Source organism: uncultured Porphyromonas sp. (assembly GCF_938023125.1).
Classification (GTDB): domain Bacteria; phylum Bacteroidota; class Bacteroidia; order Bacteroidales; family Porphyromonadaceae; genus Porphyromonas.
Map to the genome: position 1 here is coordinate 333,870 of NZ_CALHDW010000018.1, position 17,164 is coordinate 351,033.

General features: G+C 49.1%; 16 protein-coding genes. All 16 read left to right on the forward strand.

Annotated elements, in window-relative coordinates; translation table 11 throughout:
• Positions 1-588: 588 nt before the first annotated feature.
• Positions 589-1,314 (forward strand): DUF5131 family protein, encoded by a 726-nt coding sequence (locus Q0090_RS07555; RefSeq protein WP_297949314.1) that lies wholly within the window; start codon positions 589-591, stop codon positions 1,312-1,314.
• Between the two features lie 596 nt (positions 1,315-1,910).
• A complete protein-coding gene (rbr, locus tag Q0090_RS07560; RefSeq protein ID WP_297949316.1) occupies positions 1,911-2,489 on the forward strand; it encodes a rubrerythrin in 579 nt (192 codons plus the stop codon).
• Between the two features lie 613 nt (positions 2,490-3,102).
• Positions 3,103-3,777 carry a phosphatidylserine decarboxylase family protein gene (locus Q0090_RS07565; RefSeq protein WP_297949318.1) on the forward strand — a complete coding sequence of 225 codons (675 nt, stop codon included), beginning with the start codon at positions 3,103-3,105 and terminating at the stop codon, positions 3,775-3,777.
• On the forward strand, positions 3,774-4,490 hold the full coding sequence (locus Q0090_RS07570) for a CDP-alcohol phosphatidyltransferase family protein (RefSeq protein ID WP_297949321.1): 717 nt from the start codon (positions 3,774-3,776) through the stop codon (positions 4,488-4,490). The genes Q0090_RS07565 and Q0090_RS07570 overlap by 4 nt, the downstream gene beginning before the upstream one ends.
• Positions 4,491-4,505: 15 nt before the next feature.
• The gene (locus tag Q0090_RS07575) at positions 4,506-4,772 is read left to right on the forward strand and encodes a hypothetical protein (protein WP_297949323.1); all 267 of its coding nucleotides are present in this window, start codon (positions 4,506-4,508) and stop codon (positions 4,770-4,772) included.
• Between the two features lie 202 nt (positions 4,773-4,974).
• On the forward strand, positions 4,975-6,333 hold the full coding sequence (locus tag Q0090_RS07580) for a Na(+)-translocating NADH-quinone reductase subunit A (protein WP_297949325.1): 1,359 nt from the start codon (positions 4,975-4,977) through the stop codon (positions 6,331-6,333).
• A 15-nt stretch (positions 6,334-6,348) separates the two neighbouring features.
• Positions 6,349-7,545, forward strand: a complete 1,197-nt coding sequence (gene nqrB, locus Q0090_RS07585; protein ID WP_297949328.1) for an NADH:ubiquinone reductase (Na(+)-transporting) subunit B — start codon at positions 6,349-6,351, stop codon at positions 7,543-7,545.
• 31 nt (positions 7,546-7,576) lie between these two features.
• Positions 7,577-8,314: an NADH:ubiquinone reductase (Na(+)-transporting) subunit C gene (gene nqrC, locus Q0090_RS07590; protein WP_297949330.1), complete on the forward strand. Its 738-nt coding sequence runs from the start codon at positions 7,577-7,579 to the stop codon at positions 8,312-8,314.
• A 15-nt stretch (positions 8,315-8,329) separates the two neighbouring features.
• Positions 8,330-8,950 carry an NADH:ubiquinone reductase (Na(+)-transporting) subunit D gene (locus Q0090_RS07595; protein WP_297949332.1) on the forward strand — a complete coding sequence of 207 codons (621 nt, stop codon included), beginning with the start codon at positions 8,330-8,332 and terminating at the stop codon, positions 8,948-8,950.
• A 37-nt stretch (positions 8,951-8,987) separates the two neighbouring features.
• Positions 8,988-9,614 (forward strand): NADH:ubiquinone reductase (Na(+)-transporting) subunit E, encoded by a 627-nt coding sequence (nqrE, locus tag Q0090_RS07600; protein ID WP_297949334.1) that lies wholly within the window; start codon positions 8,988-8,990, stop codon positions 9,612-9,614.
• Positions 9,615-9,667: 53 nt separating this feature from the next.
• Complete coding sequence (gene nqrF, locus Q0090_RS07605) at positions 9,668-10,945, forward strand: NADH:ubiquinone reductase (Na(+)-transporting) subunit F (RefSeq protein ID WP_297949336.1); 1,278 nt, start codon at positions 9,668-9,670, stop codon at positions 10,943-10,945.
• Positions 10,946-11,077: 132 nt separating this feature from the next.
• Positions 11,078-12,079, forward strand: coding sequence for an acyltransferase (locus Q0090_RS07610; protein WP_297949337.1), 1,002 nt, complete (start codon positions 11,078-11,080; stop codon positions 12,077-12,079).
• A 275-nt stretch (positions 12,080-12,354) separates the two neighbouring features.
• Positions 12,355-12,951, forward strand: coding sequence for an L-threonylcarbamoyladenylate synthase (locus tag Q0090_RS07615; protein WP_297949339.1), 597 nt, complete (start codon positions 12,355-12,357; stop codon positions 12,949-12,951).
• Complete coding sequence (locus tag Q0090_RS07620; protein ID WP_297949341.1) at positions 12,948-14,354, forward strand: exopolysaccharide biosynthesis polyprenyl glycosylphosphotransferase; 1,407 nt, start codon at positions 12,948-12,950, stop codon at positions 14,352-14,354. The genes Q0090_RS07615 and Q0090_RS07620 overlap by 4 nt, the downstream gene beginning before the upstream one ends.
• The gene (locus tag Q0090_RS07625; protein WP_297949342.1) at positions 14,351-16,150 is read left to right on the forward strand and encodes a chloride channel protein; all 1,800 of its coding nucleotides are present in this window, start codon (positions 14,351-14,353) and stop codon (positions 16,148-16,150) included. The genes Q0090_RS07620 and Q0090_RS07625 overlap by 4 nt, the downstream gene beginning before the upstream one ends.
• Before the next feature lie 29 nt (positions 16,151-16,179).
• Positions 16,180-17,154: a methionyl-tRNA formyltransferase gene (gene fmt, locus Q0090_RS07630; protein ID WP_297949344.1), complete on the forward strand. Its 975-nt coding sequence runs from the start codon at positions 16,180-16,182 to the stop codon at positions 17,152-17,154.
• Positions 17,155-17,164 lie beyond the last annotated feature (10 nt).

The window sequence follows — 17,164 nt, forward strand, 5'->3', positions numbered from 1 at the left end:
TCAGCCTATTTCCGAAAGAATTCTACCCTGCAGGGGGGGGCTCAGCTCGAGACCTTGGTCTTTTTAGCCCTCTTTAGAGCAACAGAACTATGATAGGGTAGCGTCATTTCCTCTCTATGTCATCCTCTATTCGGAGTTGTTTGACTTCGGGAAAGCGGTGTACCATGATACACGACCAAAGGTTCTCCGTTCTCATCAACCACCTTGGAAACTTCCCCCACTTGCAAGAGTGAAAGCGATCGTTTATCTTTGCCAACAGAGAGAGCAGAAGACTGTACAGGTGCGTCCCCAGTTGTTGTAAAGCTCTTCGGATTACGGGCGAGTTCATCTATGAGCTTGCCCTTTTCTATTTCTATTAAGGAGTGATCGTAATACTTATTTTGCCCCAAGCCTTACAATCCAAGCCCTTATGAGGCTCCACGAATCCCCCTTGCTTCTTTCTCGGACGCTTCTTTGTCTACAATAACAGTCTCTGTAAGTTCCTGGTAAAAGGATTGGAGATAATAGCCGGGAGTCGCTATCTTTGTTAGGAGGATGTTGCTCAGATTCGGATTTGTGGCAAATATGTTGGGATAGATAATAGGCGCAATGGTACTCTGGAATTTAGTGCACGGCTGTCATCGAAAGAGCGAAGGGTGTAAGCATTGCTACGTTTTCACGCGCGATGAGCAGCATGGGATAGATGCAAATATTGTGTGCAAAACATCGGCCTTCTATCTGCCAATGAGGCGGGATAGGAGGGGAGACTGGAAGATCCCTGCCGGCTCTATGGTGATGACGTGCTTCTCGTCGGATTTCTTTATCGAAGAAATAGATGCCTGGAGGGAGGAGGCTTGGCGGATGATGCGAGAGCGGAAGGACTTGGAGTTCTATATGGTCACCAAGCGTCCTGAGCGCATTGCCGAGAGTTTACCTCGCTTTTGGGCTGAGCTAAAGGCCCGTGTTTATATCTGTTGTACGATGGAAAATCAGCGACGAGTAGATGAGCGTCTTCCGGTTTTTCAGGCACTGCCGCTCGTCCATCGTGAGATAATAGTAGAGCCAATGCTCGAGATGGTAGACTTCCACGGCTCGTTGAGCGGTATCGATCGCATTATCGTGGGTGGTGAGTCGGGAAGAAACGCTCGCCCCTGCTACTATGAATGGGTGTTAGATGTGCGTCGCCAATGCGAGGAGGCTAGAGTCGGGTTTCATTTCATGCAGACGGGTGGGAATTTCTATAAGGACGGAAAGAATTATAAACTTACGCACAAGCTGCAAATGGCGCAGGCTAGGCGTGCGAATATTGATATTGATTCTGAGGTCGCTCTTTGAGCTTTGAGACCACTCTTTCTATAATGTGAAAGAGTCTCTTTTTACATAGATAAAACAAAGGGCGTGTACTTGTGGTAGGTGCTAATACCCCCTGTGCATTATGTGGTGATGATGCAAGGGAAGAATCTTTTAGGAATAGAAATCTAAAAAGCAGTTCGCAAATGAACCCTTAGTACGACTATCAGTAGTGGTGTGCTCCCTTCTTATGTCCTCGTTCGAGAGTTGTCTTGTTCATGTTTTAGTAGGGAGGGGCGTACGGTCTCCTTCTGTCATGTCGCTCTTCCCTTGTGGCGAAGAGGGTGGCCTAGCTCGCCTTCTGGGATTACCTAAAAAGGGTGTGTTTTGTCAGTAATTGTACGGATTTGTTGGGCGAGGGGTGGGGTGGTAATGGTTCGAAATTCTTGTATTTATCTTGTTTTTAGGGTGGTAAAAAGGATTTCTTTCATCTCTTTTTTTGGCACGTTGTAGTACATTTCTGTATTACTAAAAGATACGGATTACCTATAAGTAGGTACAAAAAGGGTGTATGTCTGACATTTAATCCCTACTTTTGCACGCAGAAAACGAAAAGGAAACAGACAAATAAAAAAGAAACTATGGAAAAGTCAATCAAAGGAACTCGTACAGAGAAGAATCTATTAGCCTCTTTTGCTGGGGAGTCTCAAGCACGTAGTAGATATACATTCTTTGCAAGTGTAGCTAAGAAAGAGGGTTATGAGCAAATCGCTGCCATCTTCCTCGAAACTGCAGAGCAGGAGCGTGAGCATGCCAAAACGTTCTTCAAATTCCTCGAAGGTGGGATGGTAGAGATCACGGCTATGTATCCTGCCGGTGTAATTGGTACCACGATGGAGAACTTGGCTGCAGCTGCCGATGGTGAGAACGAAGAGCACACAGTGCTATATCCCGAAGCTGCCGACATCGCTGACGAAGAAGGATTCCCCACAATTGCAGCCGCATTCCGCCAGATTGCTAAGGTGGAGGCAGAGCACGAGCGTCGCTACCGTATTCTTCTGGAGCGAGTAAAAACAGAGACCGTATTCTCTCGTGAAGAAGAGATTATGTGGCAGTGCCGCAATTGTGGATACGTGCTCACTTCGAAGAAGGCGCCTGTAAAGTGCCCTGCTTGTCAGCATCCTCAGGCTTACTTCGAGCCCTGTAAGCAAAACTACTAAACACTCCTTCTCAAGCGGAGAAGCCCCCACGAAAAGTAGCAAACTATAGAGCTGCTTGGATAGAAGAGCCTCTGCACCTTATTATTATATACAAGAGGAGTGATGGGGCTAAAGAAATGGAATAGATCTATTTGTGAGACGAGAAATGGGGTCCACACCCCCTCGTCGTAAAGCGCATGGTAGCTATACCGCTCCATGTATTGCCTTCTCTCTCTTGGCTCCCCTCGGGGCATGGATGGGGAGGTGCGGATTGAGCCAATGCGTTTTATTTGTTTGTGGGGTTGCCCCCTCGGTGGTCAAAAGGCGAAGGACCCTTCCTTACGTCTATGGTTTGATCTCCGGGGGCAACTTTTTATATCCGGAGGGAGTCTCTTCGAGCTGCCTAGAAGGTGAGGGGAAGAGTCCTTGTCAAAGGGAAGTATTGCCCTCTCTTGAGGGGTGGAGTAGGGCTGTATTTGGATGTGTAAGTGTCGTTGTTTTAGAGGTTTATTTGGGAGGATCTTTGTATTTGTCCTGCCAAAATGGGGCAGATCGGCAAGAATGAGCTACTTTTGCAGGGCTAATGCTACCTGTGGGTAGCGCAAAAGAAATAAATGACACCAGTAGGTAGCCAATGAAAGTTCACCACGAAGGAAGAGGGATTCTGTTCAGTTTCTTTCTTATATTCTCAGTTATAGATGCCCTAGCATTCCTGGCATCTCCCTATATTCTTATCCCTATTGTATTGCTCGTAGGTACGCTTGTCCTTATGGGGTTGGCGTTCAATTTCTTCCGGAGTCCCAATCGGCACAATGAGGGCGAAGGGCAAGAAGATATTATCGTGGCTCCTGCCGATGGTAAGCTCGTGACCATAGAAGAGGTGTATGAGGGAGAGATTTTGCAGACACAGTGCCTCAAGGTTTCTATTTTTATGTCTATCTATGATGTACATGCCAATTGGTTTGCATGCAATGGCGTTGTGCGTCACGTAAGCCATACGGATGGGAATTTCTACAAGGCTTTCCTGCCAAAGAGTAGTACCGAGAACGAGCGAAGTGCTGTGGTGATAGAGACGCCGCAAGGGCATCGTGTGCTGGAGCGTCAGATTGCCGGGGCTGTGGCTCGGCGTATTGTTACCTATCCTCAGGTGGGTGATGTGGGTACCATTAATGATTTTGTGGGCTTTATCAAGTTTGGTTCGCGTATTGATCTTTACCTCCCGCTAGGTACGGAGATTTTTATTGCGCCGGAGACAAAGGTGAAAGGTAATACTACCGTTATCGGGAAGCTCCCCTCTGTGCAACGATGAAAAGCATTCGCTACTATATCCCCAATTGCATCACCCTTGCTAATCTTATAGCAGGTTGCCTTGCCATTTATCAGGTCTTGGTCAACGGGGATGGCAATGCCGCCGCTTGGTGCATTGTGGCAGCAGGTGTTTTCGATCTGTTCGATGGCTTGGTGGCTCGTCTGCTCCATGCTCAGAGCGCTATTGGTGCCGACCTGGATTCCTTAAGTGATGTGGTCAGTTTTGGCGTTGCCCCGGCGATGATTCTTCTCTGCTTTTTGGAGAGAGCAACCCTCTCTGTTTGGTTTGCATTGCCGGCTCTCTTGATTGCGGCATTCTCGGCTCTACGTCTTGCCAAGTTCAATAATGATACTCGTCAAACTACCTCCTTTTTAGGGCTGCCAGTGCCGGCAAATGCACTCTTGTGGATCGGTATTGTGGCTACACTCTCCCGGTTGCCGCTCACGATGCCTATCCTATTGTCTATTGTGTATCCCTTGGTATTGGTAAGTTGTGTCTATTTGGTGGCAGACATTCCTTTGATTGCATTTAAGATACACTTTCCGCTAACGGAGAAAAAAGATCGCGTACTTCTGTCTATTGCGTTGGTCTTGCTTGTCCTTGGCACACTGTTTGTGTGTTTGTTGGGGTGGGCAGGGTTGCTTCCTTTTGTCGTAAGTTACCTTATTGCCTCTGCGCTCTATCGTCTTTTTGGGCGGACTAATAACAAATAGTAGTCAATTGGTAGTATGACTTTTTTCCTCATAATCGTCCTTATAGGGGTACTCTTTTACCTCTTCCGTATCCAGATCCTCAAATGGTTTTTACGCCGTGCGGGGATGTATAACGCCTCCCAAGAGACCTCTCGCTCTCAGAAGAGAAGAGGGGAGAGGGAGCCTCACCGATCGCCCGGAGAAAAGGTGGATATCACGACGGTGGATAAGCGCAAATTTGATAAGGGACAAGGGGAGTACGTAGACTTTACAGAAGAGAAAAATACAAATCCGGAGCAGTAGACCCGAGGGGGCTCCTGCATTACAATTATTTTTTTTGCCGTTGGGGAGGTTCTCTAGTGGCCTAATCCCTATTCGTACAGCTCTGAGTGCGAGCAGATTTCGTTGTTAAAGGATGTAATATTCCATCCGGAAGGATATTTGTTTGATGGGATTTGACTACTTTTGCAGAACTGAAATTGTAGCAACGACAGAGATTGTAGTCATGGCTAAATCGATAAAAATACGAAAGGGCCTCTCCTTGAATCTAAAGGGGAAAGCCCCGTTGGAGCATTTGGTTGCTCCTAAGCCAAGCAGTACCTATGGGTTAGTCCCCGATGACTATGTGGGTGTGATCCCCAAACTTATGGTGCATGTGGGCGATAAAGTAGAGTGCGGAACGCCTCTTTTTTACGATAAAACCTTTCCCGAAATCAAGTTTGCGAGCCCGGTGGCTGGTGAGGTTGTGGCCGTTAATCGTGGGGCAAAGCGTAAGGTTTTGAGCGTGGAGGTGCGTCCCTCTGGGGATACGGCTTCGGTCTCATTTGCACCTTATAAAAAGGAGAGCTCCTCTCGTGAGGCTCTTCTTGAGATGCTACTTGGTTCGGGGATGTGGGCATTTTTCAAACAACGTCCCTATGATAGGATTGCCAACCCTCGGGAGATGCCGAGAGATGTCTTTGTAACGGCCAATCTGACGGCTCCCCTAGCTCCCTCTATGGAGTTCCTATTAAAGGATAGAGCAGAGGACTTGCAAGTTGCCCTTGCTGCCCTACAGACGCTCACTGAGGGCTCTGTGTATTTGGGAGTCCCTGCCGGCCTCGCTTTCACAGCCCCTCAGGGCGTGGAGGTGGTTACCGTGGAGGGGCCTCATCCTGCCGGTAATGTGGGCGTCCTTATCAATCATATCCGCCCGATCAATAAGGGGGAAGTGGTGTGGACCCTAAAGGCCACGGATTTGCTCGTTGTAGGGCGCTTCTTGCGCACCGGTAAGGTGGATTTCTCTCGTACGATAGTCATTGCCGGCTCCGATGCTGCGCAGCGTGGGTATGCAACGATCACTCCGGGAGCAAGAGCGTTGGACCTCTACGGTTCGGACCTCTGCGTAAAGCAAGATCACGAACGGATTATCAACGGAGACGTCCTTACGGGAGTGCGTATCTCGGATGAGCGTCCTTTTACTTCGCTCAACGTGGATCAGATAAGCATTATCCCCGAAGGTGACGATTGCGACGAGGCCTTTGGGTGGATCGCTCCTCGCTTTAAGCAGTTTAGTGCCAACCGCAGCTACTTCTCGTGGTTGCTTGGTAAGAAACGTGAGTATGCCTTCGATGCACGTATCAAGGGGGGCGAGAGGGCTATGATTATGAGCCACGAATACGATCGCGTTTTCCCTATGGATATTTTTCCCGAGCAGCTTATCAAAGCCACTATTGCCTACGATATCGACAAAATGGAGGCTCTGGGAATTTACGAAGTGGCTCCCGAGGATTTTGCGTTGTGCGAATTTGTCTGCTCTTCGAAGATGGAATTGCAGTATATCATACGCAATGGGCTCGACCTCCTCTACAAAGAAATGAATTAACCCTTCCCTATAGATATGAAAGGATTCTTTGATAAATATCGTGCAACCTTCTCCGAAGGGGGGAAGTTGCATGCCTTCCATTCGCTTTTTGAGGGGATGGAAACATTTATGTTTGTGCCTCACGATACCGCTCGTAGGGGGACGCATATTCACGATGCAATAGACTCGAAGAGAGTGATGAGTATGGTGATTCTCGCCTTGATTCCTTCTCTACTCTTTGGGATGTACAACGTGGGATATCAGCATTACCTGGCTATCGGGGAGCTCGCTGCTCGCGACTTTTGGTCGATCTTTGGCTTTGGTTTCCTTGCCGTGCTGCCCAAACTCATTGTGGCTTATGTAGTGGGGCTCGGGATTGAGTTCACGGTCGCTCAATGGAAAAAAGAGGAGATCCAAGAGGGATTCCTAGTGACGGGATTCTTGATCCCCCTCATTGTGCCGGTAGATACTCCGCTGTGGATGATTGCCGTAGCGACGGCCATGTCCGTAGTCTTTGCCAAGGAAGTTTTTGGCGGTACGGGATACAATGTCTTTAACGTAGCCTTGATTACTCGTGCGATCCTCTTCTTTGCTTACCCGACCAAGATGACGGGGGACAACGTTTTTGTCCGCACGGGTGATAGCTTTGGACTAGGAGCCGGTACGTTGGTAGATGGCTACTCCGGAGCAACTCCCCTCGGTCAAATTGCGACTGCCGGAGATACGCTTCCCGCACTACACAATGTGGTGGGCGAACCTCTCTCTTATCTTGACGCCTTCTTGGGATTCATCCCCGGCTCTATTGGGGAGGTTTCTACACTGGCTATCCTGATCGGGGCTGTGTTCCTTATTTGGACGGGGATTGCAAGTTGGAAGATTATGCTCTCGGGTGTTGTGGGAGCCTCTCTCATGGCTCTGCTTTTCAATGCGGTCGGTTCTACGGCAGCTATGCAGATGACACCCCTCATGCACCTTTTGTATGGTGGCTTTGCCTTTGGGCTTGTATTCATGGCAACGGACCCCGTAACCTCGGCTCGTACCGAGACCGGCAAGTGGATCTATGGATTCTTTGTTGGGGTCATGTGCGTCTTTATCCGCGTACTCAACCCCGGGTATCCTGAGGGGATGATGCTTGCCATCCTACTTATGAATGTATTCGCTCCTCTTATCGATTACTTCGTGGTAAATGCGAATATCCAACGTCGTGCTCGCCGTCTAAAAAAGGCAAACTAACCAATACGAGCTTTCTAATAGACAAGAAACTATGAATAGAGAGAGTAATACATACACTATAGTATACGCAGCCATTATGGTTGCTCTCGTAGCTGTTGCTCTTGCTTTCACCTCACAGGTGCTCAAGGCACCCCAGGAAGAGAATGTCAAGATAGACAAGATGGAGCAGATCCTTCGCTCTGTGCATCAGGCTGCCCCCAGTAAAAAAGAGGTGAGCCAGCTCTACAAGACCATCATCAAACAAGAGCTTCTCATCAATGCTAAGGGTGAAGTGCTTCGTACATTTGAGGGCGAAGAAATTGCCAATAACGCTGCATTCAATCTAAATACTGCCAATCAATTTAAGTTGCTCGCAAGCAATCCCGATGCCGAGCTCCCTCTGTATATCGCAGAAGTTGATGGGGCGAAAAAATTCATTATCCCCCTCAATGGAGCCGGACTTTGGAATGTAATCTGGGGCTATATGGCTATTGATGAGGACGGAACCACCGTCTTTGGTAGTGACTTTGGGCATGCCGGAGAAACTCCGGGGCTGGGTGCCGAAATTGCAACAGAGCACTTCTCTTCTCGCTTTATCGGCAAGCATATTGCCAATGCCGAGGGGCAAGTGATTGGGATTGCCGTGGTAAAGAATGGCAAGTCGCCCGACGAACGTGAGTTTGTAGACGGCGTAACCGGTGGTACTCTTACCAGTAATGGGGTTGACGCAATGCTCTCAAGCTCGCTCAAACCCTACGAGAAATATCTTCAAGCCAACGCTACCAAATAAGGAAGAATAGAGATTATGGCAAATAAAAATAAAGAGGTTTTACTAGGGCCGCTCAGTAGTAACAATCCCGTGCTCATCCAGGTGCTGGGTATTTGCTCGGCTCTTGCTGTTACGTCGCAGCTCAAGCCCGCTCTTGTAATGGGGCTCTCTGTAACGGCTGTATTGGCTTTTGCCAATGTTATTATTTCGTTGATTCGTAATACTATTCCCACACGTATTCGTATCATTGTACAGCTCGTGGTGGTAGCAGCTCTTGTAACAATCGTAAATGAAATACTCAAAGCCTACGTCTACGACATCAGCAAACAGCTTTCGGTATACGTTGGTCTTATTATTACGAACTGCATCCTAATGGGACGCCTTGAGGCCTTCGCTCTTGGGCATAAGCCTTGGGAGTCGTTCCTCGATGGGGTAGGCAACGGGGTCGGATACGGTATGGTGCTACTCATCATTGGCTTTGTTCGTGAGCTATTTGGCAATGGAAGCCTTTTCGGCTTCCGCGTGATCCCTCAGTCTTTTTACGATATGGGGTATGCCAATTTTGGCCTGATGAATATGGCTCCTATGGCCCTCATCATACTTGCTTGTGTGGTATGGGTTCAGCGGAGTTACAACAAAAATCTACAAGAAGCGTAGAGAGAAGGTAGGATAAGTTATACTAGAAAGACGGATTATGAATTACGCAGTAGATCTTCTGAGCCTCTTCTTTCGCTCGGTATTTATTGACAATATGATCTTCGCATTTTACCTCGGGATGTGTTCGTTTCTCGCGGTATCGAAGAATGTGAAGACGGCTTTGGGCTTGGGCATTGCGGTAACTTTTGTGCTTACTTGCACCCTGCCGATTAACTATTTGCTCGAGAACTACATCTTCAAAGAGGGCGCACTCACGTGGCTTAGTCCCTCCTTTGCTTCCGTAGACCTTAGCTTCCTTTCCTTTATTCTTTTCATTGCAGTTATTGCCTCCTTCACTCAGTTGGTGGAGATGGTGGTGGAGCGTTATGCTCCCGCTTTGTACGCCTCGCTAGGGATTTTCTTGCCTCTGATCGCTGTGAATTGTGCCATCTTGGGAGGATCTCTCTTTATGCAACAAAGAGAATTTGCAGATCTGGGACAAGCTTCTGTTTACGGCTTTGGCTCCGGGATTGGATGGCTCGTTGCCATTGTAGGAATGGCTGCAATCCGCGAGAAATTGCAGTTCTCCAACATTCCTAAGCCGCTAAGAGGTTTTGGTATAGCCCTCATCGTTACGGGGCTTATGGGGATGGCTTTCGTTTGCTTCTCGGGGGTTAAGCTTTAGGAGGCAACTTAGAAAGTTCGTAGAAGACTAAGTAATAAAAAGGAATACACGATATGGCGATTAATTCTATCGTAATCATTGCGAGCGTAGTTATCTTCCTCGTAATCACCCTTATATTGGTCGTTGCCCTACTCGTTGCTAAGAGCAAACTTGTTCCCTCGGGCAATGCAACCATCACTGTAAATGACGAGCGTAAACTCGAAGTCCCCATAGGAGGCACCCTGCTCAATACGCTACAAAACAACGGCATCTACCTCTCTTCCGCTTGTGGTGGTAGTGGTAGCTGTGGACAATGTCGCTGCCGTGTGGTAGAGGGCGGGGGCGAAATCCTTCCTACCGAGAAGGGGTTCTTTAGCCGCAAGGAGCAGAAAGCGCATTGGCGCTTGGGCTGCCAGACAAAGGTGAAAGAGGACCTCAAGATCATCGTTCCCGAGTCTGTATTCGGGGTAAAAGAGTGGGAGTGCGAGGTTGTCAGCAACCGCAACGTCTCCACCTTTATTAAAGAGTTTGTGGTAAAACTGCCCGAAGGTGAAGTGATGAACTTCAAGAGTGGGAGCTACGCGCAGATCAAGATCCCCAAATACAATATCTCTTATTCCGACTATGACATATGCGATAAGGATGGGAATGATCGCTTCCGTAAGGACTGGGAGCGTATGGCAAAAGTGGGGCTCTTTGGCTTGAAGGCTGTAAATACAGAAGAGACAATTCGTGCCTACTCAATGGCGAATTATCCTGCCGAGGGTAACATCATTACCCTCAACGTTCGTATTGCCACTCCTCCCATCGATCGGGCTACGGGTACTTGGAAGGCGGGTGTTATGCCGGGTATCTCCTCTTCGTATATCTTCTCTCTCAAACCTGGAAATAAGGTGACGATGAGTGGTCCTTATGGAGACTTCCACATCCACGAAGATAGCGATGCCGAGATGCTTTATATCGGTGGTGGGGCAGGTATGGCTCCCCTTCGTGCTCAGCTCTTGCACCTTTTCAATACGGTAAAGACGGGGCGCAAGGTGTCTTATTGGTATGGAGCGCGCTCTAAGAGCGAGATTTTCTATGAAGAGGATTTCCGCGAAATAGAAAAGAACTTCCCCAACTTCCGCTTCGTTATCGCCCTGAGTGACCCTCAGCCCGAAGATAATTGGACGGGTGCTACCGGATTTATCCATCAGGTTATATACGATATGTACCTCAAAGATCATGAGGCTCCGGAAGATATCGAATACTACATGTGCGGACCGGGCCCCATGTCCAACGCTGTCAATAAGATGCTCGAAGACCTAGGCGTGCCTCGTGAGCAGGTCAACTTCGACGACTTCGGCGGCTGATCTCGGAGGAAATATCAGAAGCGAAATGTACAAGGAGCTTCTCTAGCGAATATCAAGGTGCTACCCGAGAGGGGAGAGTGCCGAGAGCTTTGCTAGAGAGGCTTTTTTGTGAAAGAATAATCCCTAGAAACGATGAATGCGACTCGACATGAGGGGCTGGATGCTCTCCGTGCACTTGCTGCCTTTTTTGTGATTGGCATTCATACTTCGGGGCAGTACCTCGCTCCGGAGCATTGGCAGAGTAGTAACGGATATGTTGCAGCTTTGGTGCAGGGCTTTGTGCAGATAGGGGTACCTCTCTTTTTTATGCTAAGTGGAGCCTTTCTTCTCGCTCAGCCCATTGAGAAACCCTCTACATTCTATCGCAAACGTTTACCTCGACTTCTCATCCCCCTCGCTGTTTGGCTTCCTCTTTACTACCTCTATTTTTTTGTCAAAGGGGCTGATGTTGCGGAGTCTGCGAGCCATCTCTTTTGGGCCAAAGGCTATTTCCACCTCTGGTTCTTACCTCCGCTGATTGGATTATACCTTGTAACTCCGCTTCTTCGCAAGCTCGTAGAGCGAGTGTCAGGTCCGAGAGATCTTTCTCTTATTGCTGTGGGGATTCTTCTTTTGGAGGTGCTGGGTAACCTTGTCCTCTTTGTGTGCCAAGTAGAGCTACCCGTCCCCATCCTATTTATCCCCTATCTTGGATACTACCTATTGGGGTATGTCTTGAAGAAATATACGTTGGCGAGTAAGTCTCTTTGGGGCGTGCTGTATGGAGTGGGTACGCTGGCTATGATAAGTCTGCTCGTGCTGTACCATGGCTCCCCTTGGTCGGAGTATGTGACGAGCAACCTCTCGCCCCTCGTGGCTGAGGCTACTATTAGTCTTTTCGCACTCTTTGCTTCCAGCCCTCGCCTTTCTTACAACCCTAGATCCCTCACCTCCTTTGCAGCGTGCTCTTTAGGCGTTTATCTTATCCATATCGTGGTGTTGGATGTGGTTACGAAGCCTTTCTTGCTGTGGTGCCCCTCCGTTATGGGGCAGGCCTGGCTCTCGATTCTTTTACGCTGGAGCCTTACGGCGGTACTTTCTTTTATTGGGGTCTCGATCTTGTATAAAGTGCGCCCCCTACGCCCCTTCCTCTGAAAACACCACGCCGCTCCTAAATCCTTAAAATTCTCTCCCTGAAAAAGGGGGGATGTCTGCCCTAAAAATTTTCCGTTCTTGCCCTAAACTCTACGAAGAACCACCCGAACCCTTTTTCTTTTCAGTCTGTATTCTCTCGAGAAATAGCCTGCGTTTCTCTCGGCCTTTGCCCTTCTCTTTGTTTTTTACAGGGCAAAGAGTTTAGATTGATGGCGCAACGCTTTCAAAATTGTATCTTTGCCCTCGTGTATGTCGAAGCTTAGATTGTAACTCTAATGGATGTTCAACGCAATACATTAACCGAAGAATATAAGAAGGCGGTGCAGGAGGCTGCTAAGGTGGTAAAAGGTGGGGGAGTTATACTCTATCCTACCGACACCATTTGGGGATTGGGGTGTGATGCCACCAACGAAGAGGCTGTGCAACGTATTTTCACCATCAAGGAGCGTGCCGAGAGCAAGGCTATGTTGCTGCTTATCGATAGTGATGCCAAGTTGCCGGGATTGGTGCGTGAGGTGCCCGATATTGCCTATCAATTGATTGATGCAGCCGTGTCGCCTCTAACTCTTATCTACCCGGGAGGGCGCAATGTAGCTCCTTCGCTGATTGCTGCCGAGGGTACGTTGGGTATTCGCATCACGCATGAGGCTTTCTCACGAGCCCTTTGTGCGGCTGTGCGAGTGCCCTTGGTTTCTACGAGTGCAAATAAGTCGGGGCAGCCTGCTCCCCAGATTTTTGCAGAGATCTCCGAGGAGATCAAGGTTGCTGTAGACTATATCGTCCCCGTCCGTCAAGACGAATGCACGCCGGCTCGTCCTAGCGAAATTATATCCATTGGCTTAGGTGGCGAAGTAAAGATCTTGCGTTCATGAGTCGGATTCTATTGTATCGACTAAGGTATATTCTCTTGGATAGTCTCGCCATGTTGCTGACTATCCTTCTATTTAATATCCTGCGGTACAATATGGAGGAGGTAACATCTGCCTGGGGAGGCCTGGGAAGCTATCTCTTAAACCTGCACAATCTGACGATCAGCGCCTTGGTTTGGGTTGCTTGGATGGCTATTTTTGCTCTCTCCGGATACTATAATAAACCTGTCAACAAGAGTCGGATTGATGAGTTGTGGACTACCCTCTGCTCTGTCTTTGTAGGGAGTGTTGTCTCATTTTTGTTCTGGGTGGTAGACGATGTCGTACTCAATACCCGGGTTTATCTGGAGCTGTTTGCCGGGATCTTTTTCCTTGCTTTCTTTTGGGTCTATATGGGGCGTCTCTGTATTACTCTTTGGGGAATACGCAAGAGAGAGGACCCCGAGCATTGGGAGAAGGTCTTGCTCGTAGGGACTCGACAAGAGGTGGAGCATCTGGTGCAATGCGCCAAAACGATGCGCTTTGTGGAGAGAGGGCGAGTGCTGATAGACGAAGAGTCCACATCCGAATCCTCCGACGTTGAACATCTGTCGCATAAGATTGCCTCGCAGTTTTTCTCGCTACAACCTACGGCTATTTATCTCTCGGCCTCTCCCGAATGGAAGTCTGTGGCAGGGCATCTTCTTTACTCGATGTATCGATTCCATTGCCCCATCTATATAGAGGCAGAGAGTGTACCGCTCTCACAACCTCGCCCCAAACTAACCCATACGATACTTATGGGGGTGCCCATGATTGAAGTGACAGAGACGAATATGAGTGAGCTGGCCAAGAACCTCAAGTACTGCTTCGATCGCTTGGCTTCGCTCTTTGCTTTGCTGCTACTTTCGCCCCTCTTACTAGTGCTTTCTATAGCCGTTCGCCGCTCTTCGTCGGGCCCTGTTTTTTATCGTCAGGAGCGCATCGGCAAGCGAGGCAAGCCCTTTTTTATTTACAAGTTCCGCACCATGTATGCCAATACCGAGGGTGAGACTCCACAACTATCGTTTGATGGGGATCCTCGAGTAACCCCTTTGGGGCGATGGCTGCGACGCTATAGACTCGATGAGTTGCCTCAGCTCTACAATGTGTTGCGGGGTGATATGAGCTTTGTTGGTCCGCGTCCCGAGCGGCAATACTACATTGATCAGATCGTAGAGCATGCCCCCTATTACTCCCTTTTGCACAACGTGTTGCCCGGGATTACCTCTTGGGGTATGGTGCGCTATGGGTATGCTTCTACCCTCGAAGAGATGCTCGAACGCTTACGCTATGATTGGCTTTACTACGAAAATATGTCGCTAAAGCTCGATCTCGTAGTGCTCTTTTATACGATACGTACGATACTAAACGGAGAAGGAAAATGACCTCATCGTCCTCTACTACACAGTCCAGCGCCCTCATGCGCTTTATCCTCTGGCGAGAGAAGCACATCAGCGAACGTGTATTTGTTTTAATTCTTGCCTTTATTGTGGGGCTGGCCACGGCGGTAGCTGCTTTTGTGCTCAAAGAGTTGGTGCATACACTTCAGCACTTTGCCACTACGGCAGCGCAGCGTAATCAGTATCTCTATTTGGTGCTCCCGCCGGTGGGTATTTTTGCCACGGCCATGATCGTGCGTTATGTGGTACGAGACGATATAAGCCATGGGGTTACCAAGATCCTTATAGCCCTCTCCCAGCGTAAGAGTCGAATCAAACCGCACAATATGTGGTCTTCGGTTTTGTCTAGCGCCATTACCATTGGTATGGGGGGATCTGTGGGGGCAGAGTCGCCTATTGTGCTCACGGGGGCTGCCATTGGTTCCAATTTGGGGCGTTTCTTCAAGATGGAGCAGCGCAACCTGATGCTCCTTGTGGGGTGTGGGGCTGCCGGAGCCATCGCCGGTATCTTTAAGGCGCCTATCACGGGATTGGTCTTTGTTGTAGAGGTGCTCTTGATGGATTTGACCCTTGTGAGTATCCTCCCCTTGCTTACCGCCTCCGTTACATCAGCCTCTCTCGCCTATATCCTGACGGGCCGTCAGGCGATGTTTAGCTTCATGCAGAGCGAAGATTTTATCCTAGATCGTATCCCCTATACCCTCTTGTTGGGTATTCTCTGTGGCTTTGTGGCGCTTTACTTCTCCCGCATTATGTTCTTTTTGGAGCGGCGGTTTAAGCGTATACCTAAGTATGTCAACCGCTTCTTGCTCTCAGCTGCGATTTTGAGTGTTCTCATTGTACTTATGCCGCCACTCTATGGCGAGGGGTATAGTGTTATTGAGCACTTGCTGACCAATGATTACAGCAGCATCATGGAGGGCTCGCTCTTTGCCACATTGGGAGACTCGTATTGGTGGATTGTGCTTTTCCTCACCTTAGTACTTCTCTTTAAGGTATTTGCCTCGGTGGCTACCAACTCAGGTGGAGGTTGTGGGGGGCTCTTTGCTCCTACGCTTTTTGTGGGAGGGCTTACAGGCTTTCTCTTCTCGCATACCCTCAATTATTTCCCCTTTATCCGAGTCTACCTGCCCGAGAAAAATTTTATCCTCATGGGGATGGCCGGAACCATGGCGGCCGTAATGCACGCCCCTCTTACAGGGGTATTCCTCATTGCCGAGCTTACGGGGGGGTATAATCTTTTCCTTCCGCTTATGTTGGTTGTGCTCAGTGCCTATTGTACCATCCGGGTATTTATGCGCCATAGTATCTACTCATTGCGTCTTGCCGAAGAGGGTAAATTGCTCACGCACCAAAAGGACCAAGCTGTGCTTACTCTGATGAATCTAGATAGTGTTATCGAGACGGAGTTTAGCACCGTAGCCCCTGAGATGACGTTGGGAGATGTGGTACGAATCATTGGAGAGAGCCGACGCAATGTTTTCCCCGTAGTGGATGGGGACAAACGTTTGGTGGGGATAGTCCTCCTCGACAATATCCGCAATATTATGTTCCGCCCCGAGTTGTACGATCGCTTCCGGGTGGAAACGTTCATGGTTTCTCCTCCTGCCAAAATCTTATCTACGATGTCTATGGAGGAGGCAATGCGCACATTCGACGATACCAAGGCATGGAATCTCCCTGTCGTAGATGCCGAGGGCCACTACCTCGGGTTTATCTCTAAATCGAAGATCTTTAATACATATCGAGAGGTACTCACAGACTTAAGTCAGGGAGATTGACCTCTCTAGATCCTTTTTCGTTGCACTATATGGAACAACAAGATATACGCATTCTCTTTTTGGGTACAGCCCCTTTTGCAGCGCGGCATCTCACCTTTTTGGTAGAGGCCGGTTACTCTGTGGTGGGGGTGGTGACTACTCCGGATCGCCCTGCGGGGCGGGGGCATAAGTTGCAACCATCCTCTGTAAAGGTGGAGGCTCTTCGCTTGGGGCTTCCCATTTGGCAACCGGAGCGGCTCCGAGATGAGAGCTTCTTGGCAGAAATGCGTGCCTTACGACCCACTCTGGGGGTGGTTATTGCTTTTAGGATGCTGCCCGAGGAGTTATGGGCAATGCCCGACCTCGGGACGCTAAATATCCATGCTTCGTTGCTCCCACGCTGGCGAGGGGCAGCCCCTATCAATCACGCTCTAATGGCAGGAGATAAGGAGACGGGCGTTTCGCTTTTTCGTCTTACCAAAGGCTTGGATGAGGGGCAGGTTTTGGGGCAACGCACTCTCCCGATAGAGGAAAATACCCTATTTGGAGACCTCTACGATAGCCTGGCCGAGGAGGGTATTCTCTTGCTTGGAGACTTCTTGCAAGCTTGCCGAGAAGGCAAGGTCCCTGAGGGGGTACCTCAGCCTGAGGGCGCCAACGAACCCTATGCCCATAAGTTGACAAAAGAAAATACTCGAATAGATTGGAACCGATCTGCCCGAGAAATTCATAACTTCGTGCGGGGATTGTCTCCTGTGCCTACGGCTTGGACTACTCTGGTCTCTCCCAACCATGGAGAGCCCTTGACGTATAAGCTGTTTGTAACACGTGTTGTTTCCGAAGAGCCCCTACCTAAGAGTACCGCTCCCGGCACAGTCTTGCCCTCCCCCCGGCGTTCGTTGCATGTGGCCACCGGTGGCGGCATTTTGGCAATAGAAGAGTTGCAAGCTCCGGCCAAAAAGCGCCTTCCTATTGCTGCTTTCCTCAATGGGGTACAACTCGGAGAGGGAGCTTTGTTTGAATAATTAAAGGAGT

Coding starts and splice junctions, on each gene's coding strand:
- Q0090_RS07625 (WP_297949342.1), top strand. CDS start 14,351: ATGACCTCATCGTCCTCTACTACACAGTCCAGCGCCCTCATGCGCTTT.
- nqrE (WP_297949334.1), top strand. CDS start 8,988: ATGAATTACGCAGTAGATCTTCTGAGCCTCTTCTTTCGCTCGGTATTT.
- nqrF (WP_297949336.1), top strand. CDS start 9,668: ATGGCGATTAATTCTATCGTAATCATTGCGAGCGTAGTTATCTTCCTC.
- Q0090_RS07620 (WP_297949341.1), top strand. CDS start 12,948: ATGAGTCGGATTCTATTGTATCGACTAAGGTATATTCTCTTGGATAGT.
- Q0090_RS07575 (WP_297949323.1), top strand. CDS start 4,506: ATGACTTTTTTCCTCATAATCGTCCTTATAGGGGTACTCTTTTACCTC.
- nqrB (WP_297949328.1), top strand. CDS start 6,349: ATGAAAGGATTCTTTGATAAATATCGTGCAACCTTCTCCGAAGGGGGG.
- Q0090_RS07615 (WP_297949339.1), top strand. CDS start 12,355: ATGGATGTTCAACGCAATACATTAACCGAAGAATATAAGAAGGCGGTG.
- Q0090_RS07565 (WP_297949318.1), top strand. CDS start 3,103: ATGAAAGTTCACCACGAAGGAAGAGGGATTCTGTTCAGTTTCTTTCTT.
- nqrC (WP_297949330.1), top strand. CDS start 7,577: ATGAATAGAGAGAGTAATACATACACTATAGTATACGCAGCCATTATG.
- Q0090_RS07555 (WP_297949314.1), top strand. CDS start 589: ATGGTACTCTGGAATTTAGTGCACGGCTGTCATCGAAAGAGCGAAGGG.
- Q0090_RS07570 (WP_297949321.1), top strand. CDS start 3,774: ATGAAAAGCATTCGCTACTATATCCCCAATTGCATCACCCTTGCTAAT.
- rbr (WP_297949316.1), top strand. CDS start 1,911: ATGGAAAAGTCAATCAAAGGAACTCGTACAGAGAAGAATCTATTAGCC.
- Q0090_RS07610 (WP_297949337.1), top strand. CDS start 11,078: ATGAATGCGACTCGACATGAGGGGCTGGATGCTCTCCGTGCACTTGCT.
- Q0090_RS07595 (WP_297949332.1), top strand. CDS start 8,330: ATGGCAAATAAAAATAAAGAGGTTTTACTAGGGCCGCTCAGTAGTAAC.
- Q0090_RS07580 (WP_297949325.1), top strand. CDS start 4,975: ATGGCTAAATCGATAAAAATACGAAAGGGCCTCTCCTTGAATCTAAAG.
- fmt (WP_297949344.1), top strand. CDS start 16,180: ATGGAACAACAAGATATACGCATTCTCTTTTTGGGTACAGCCCCTTTT.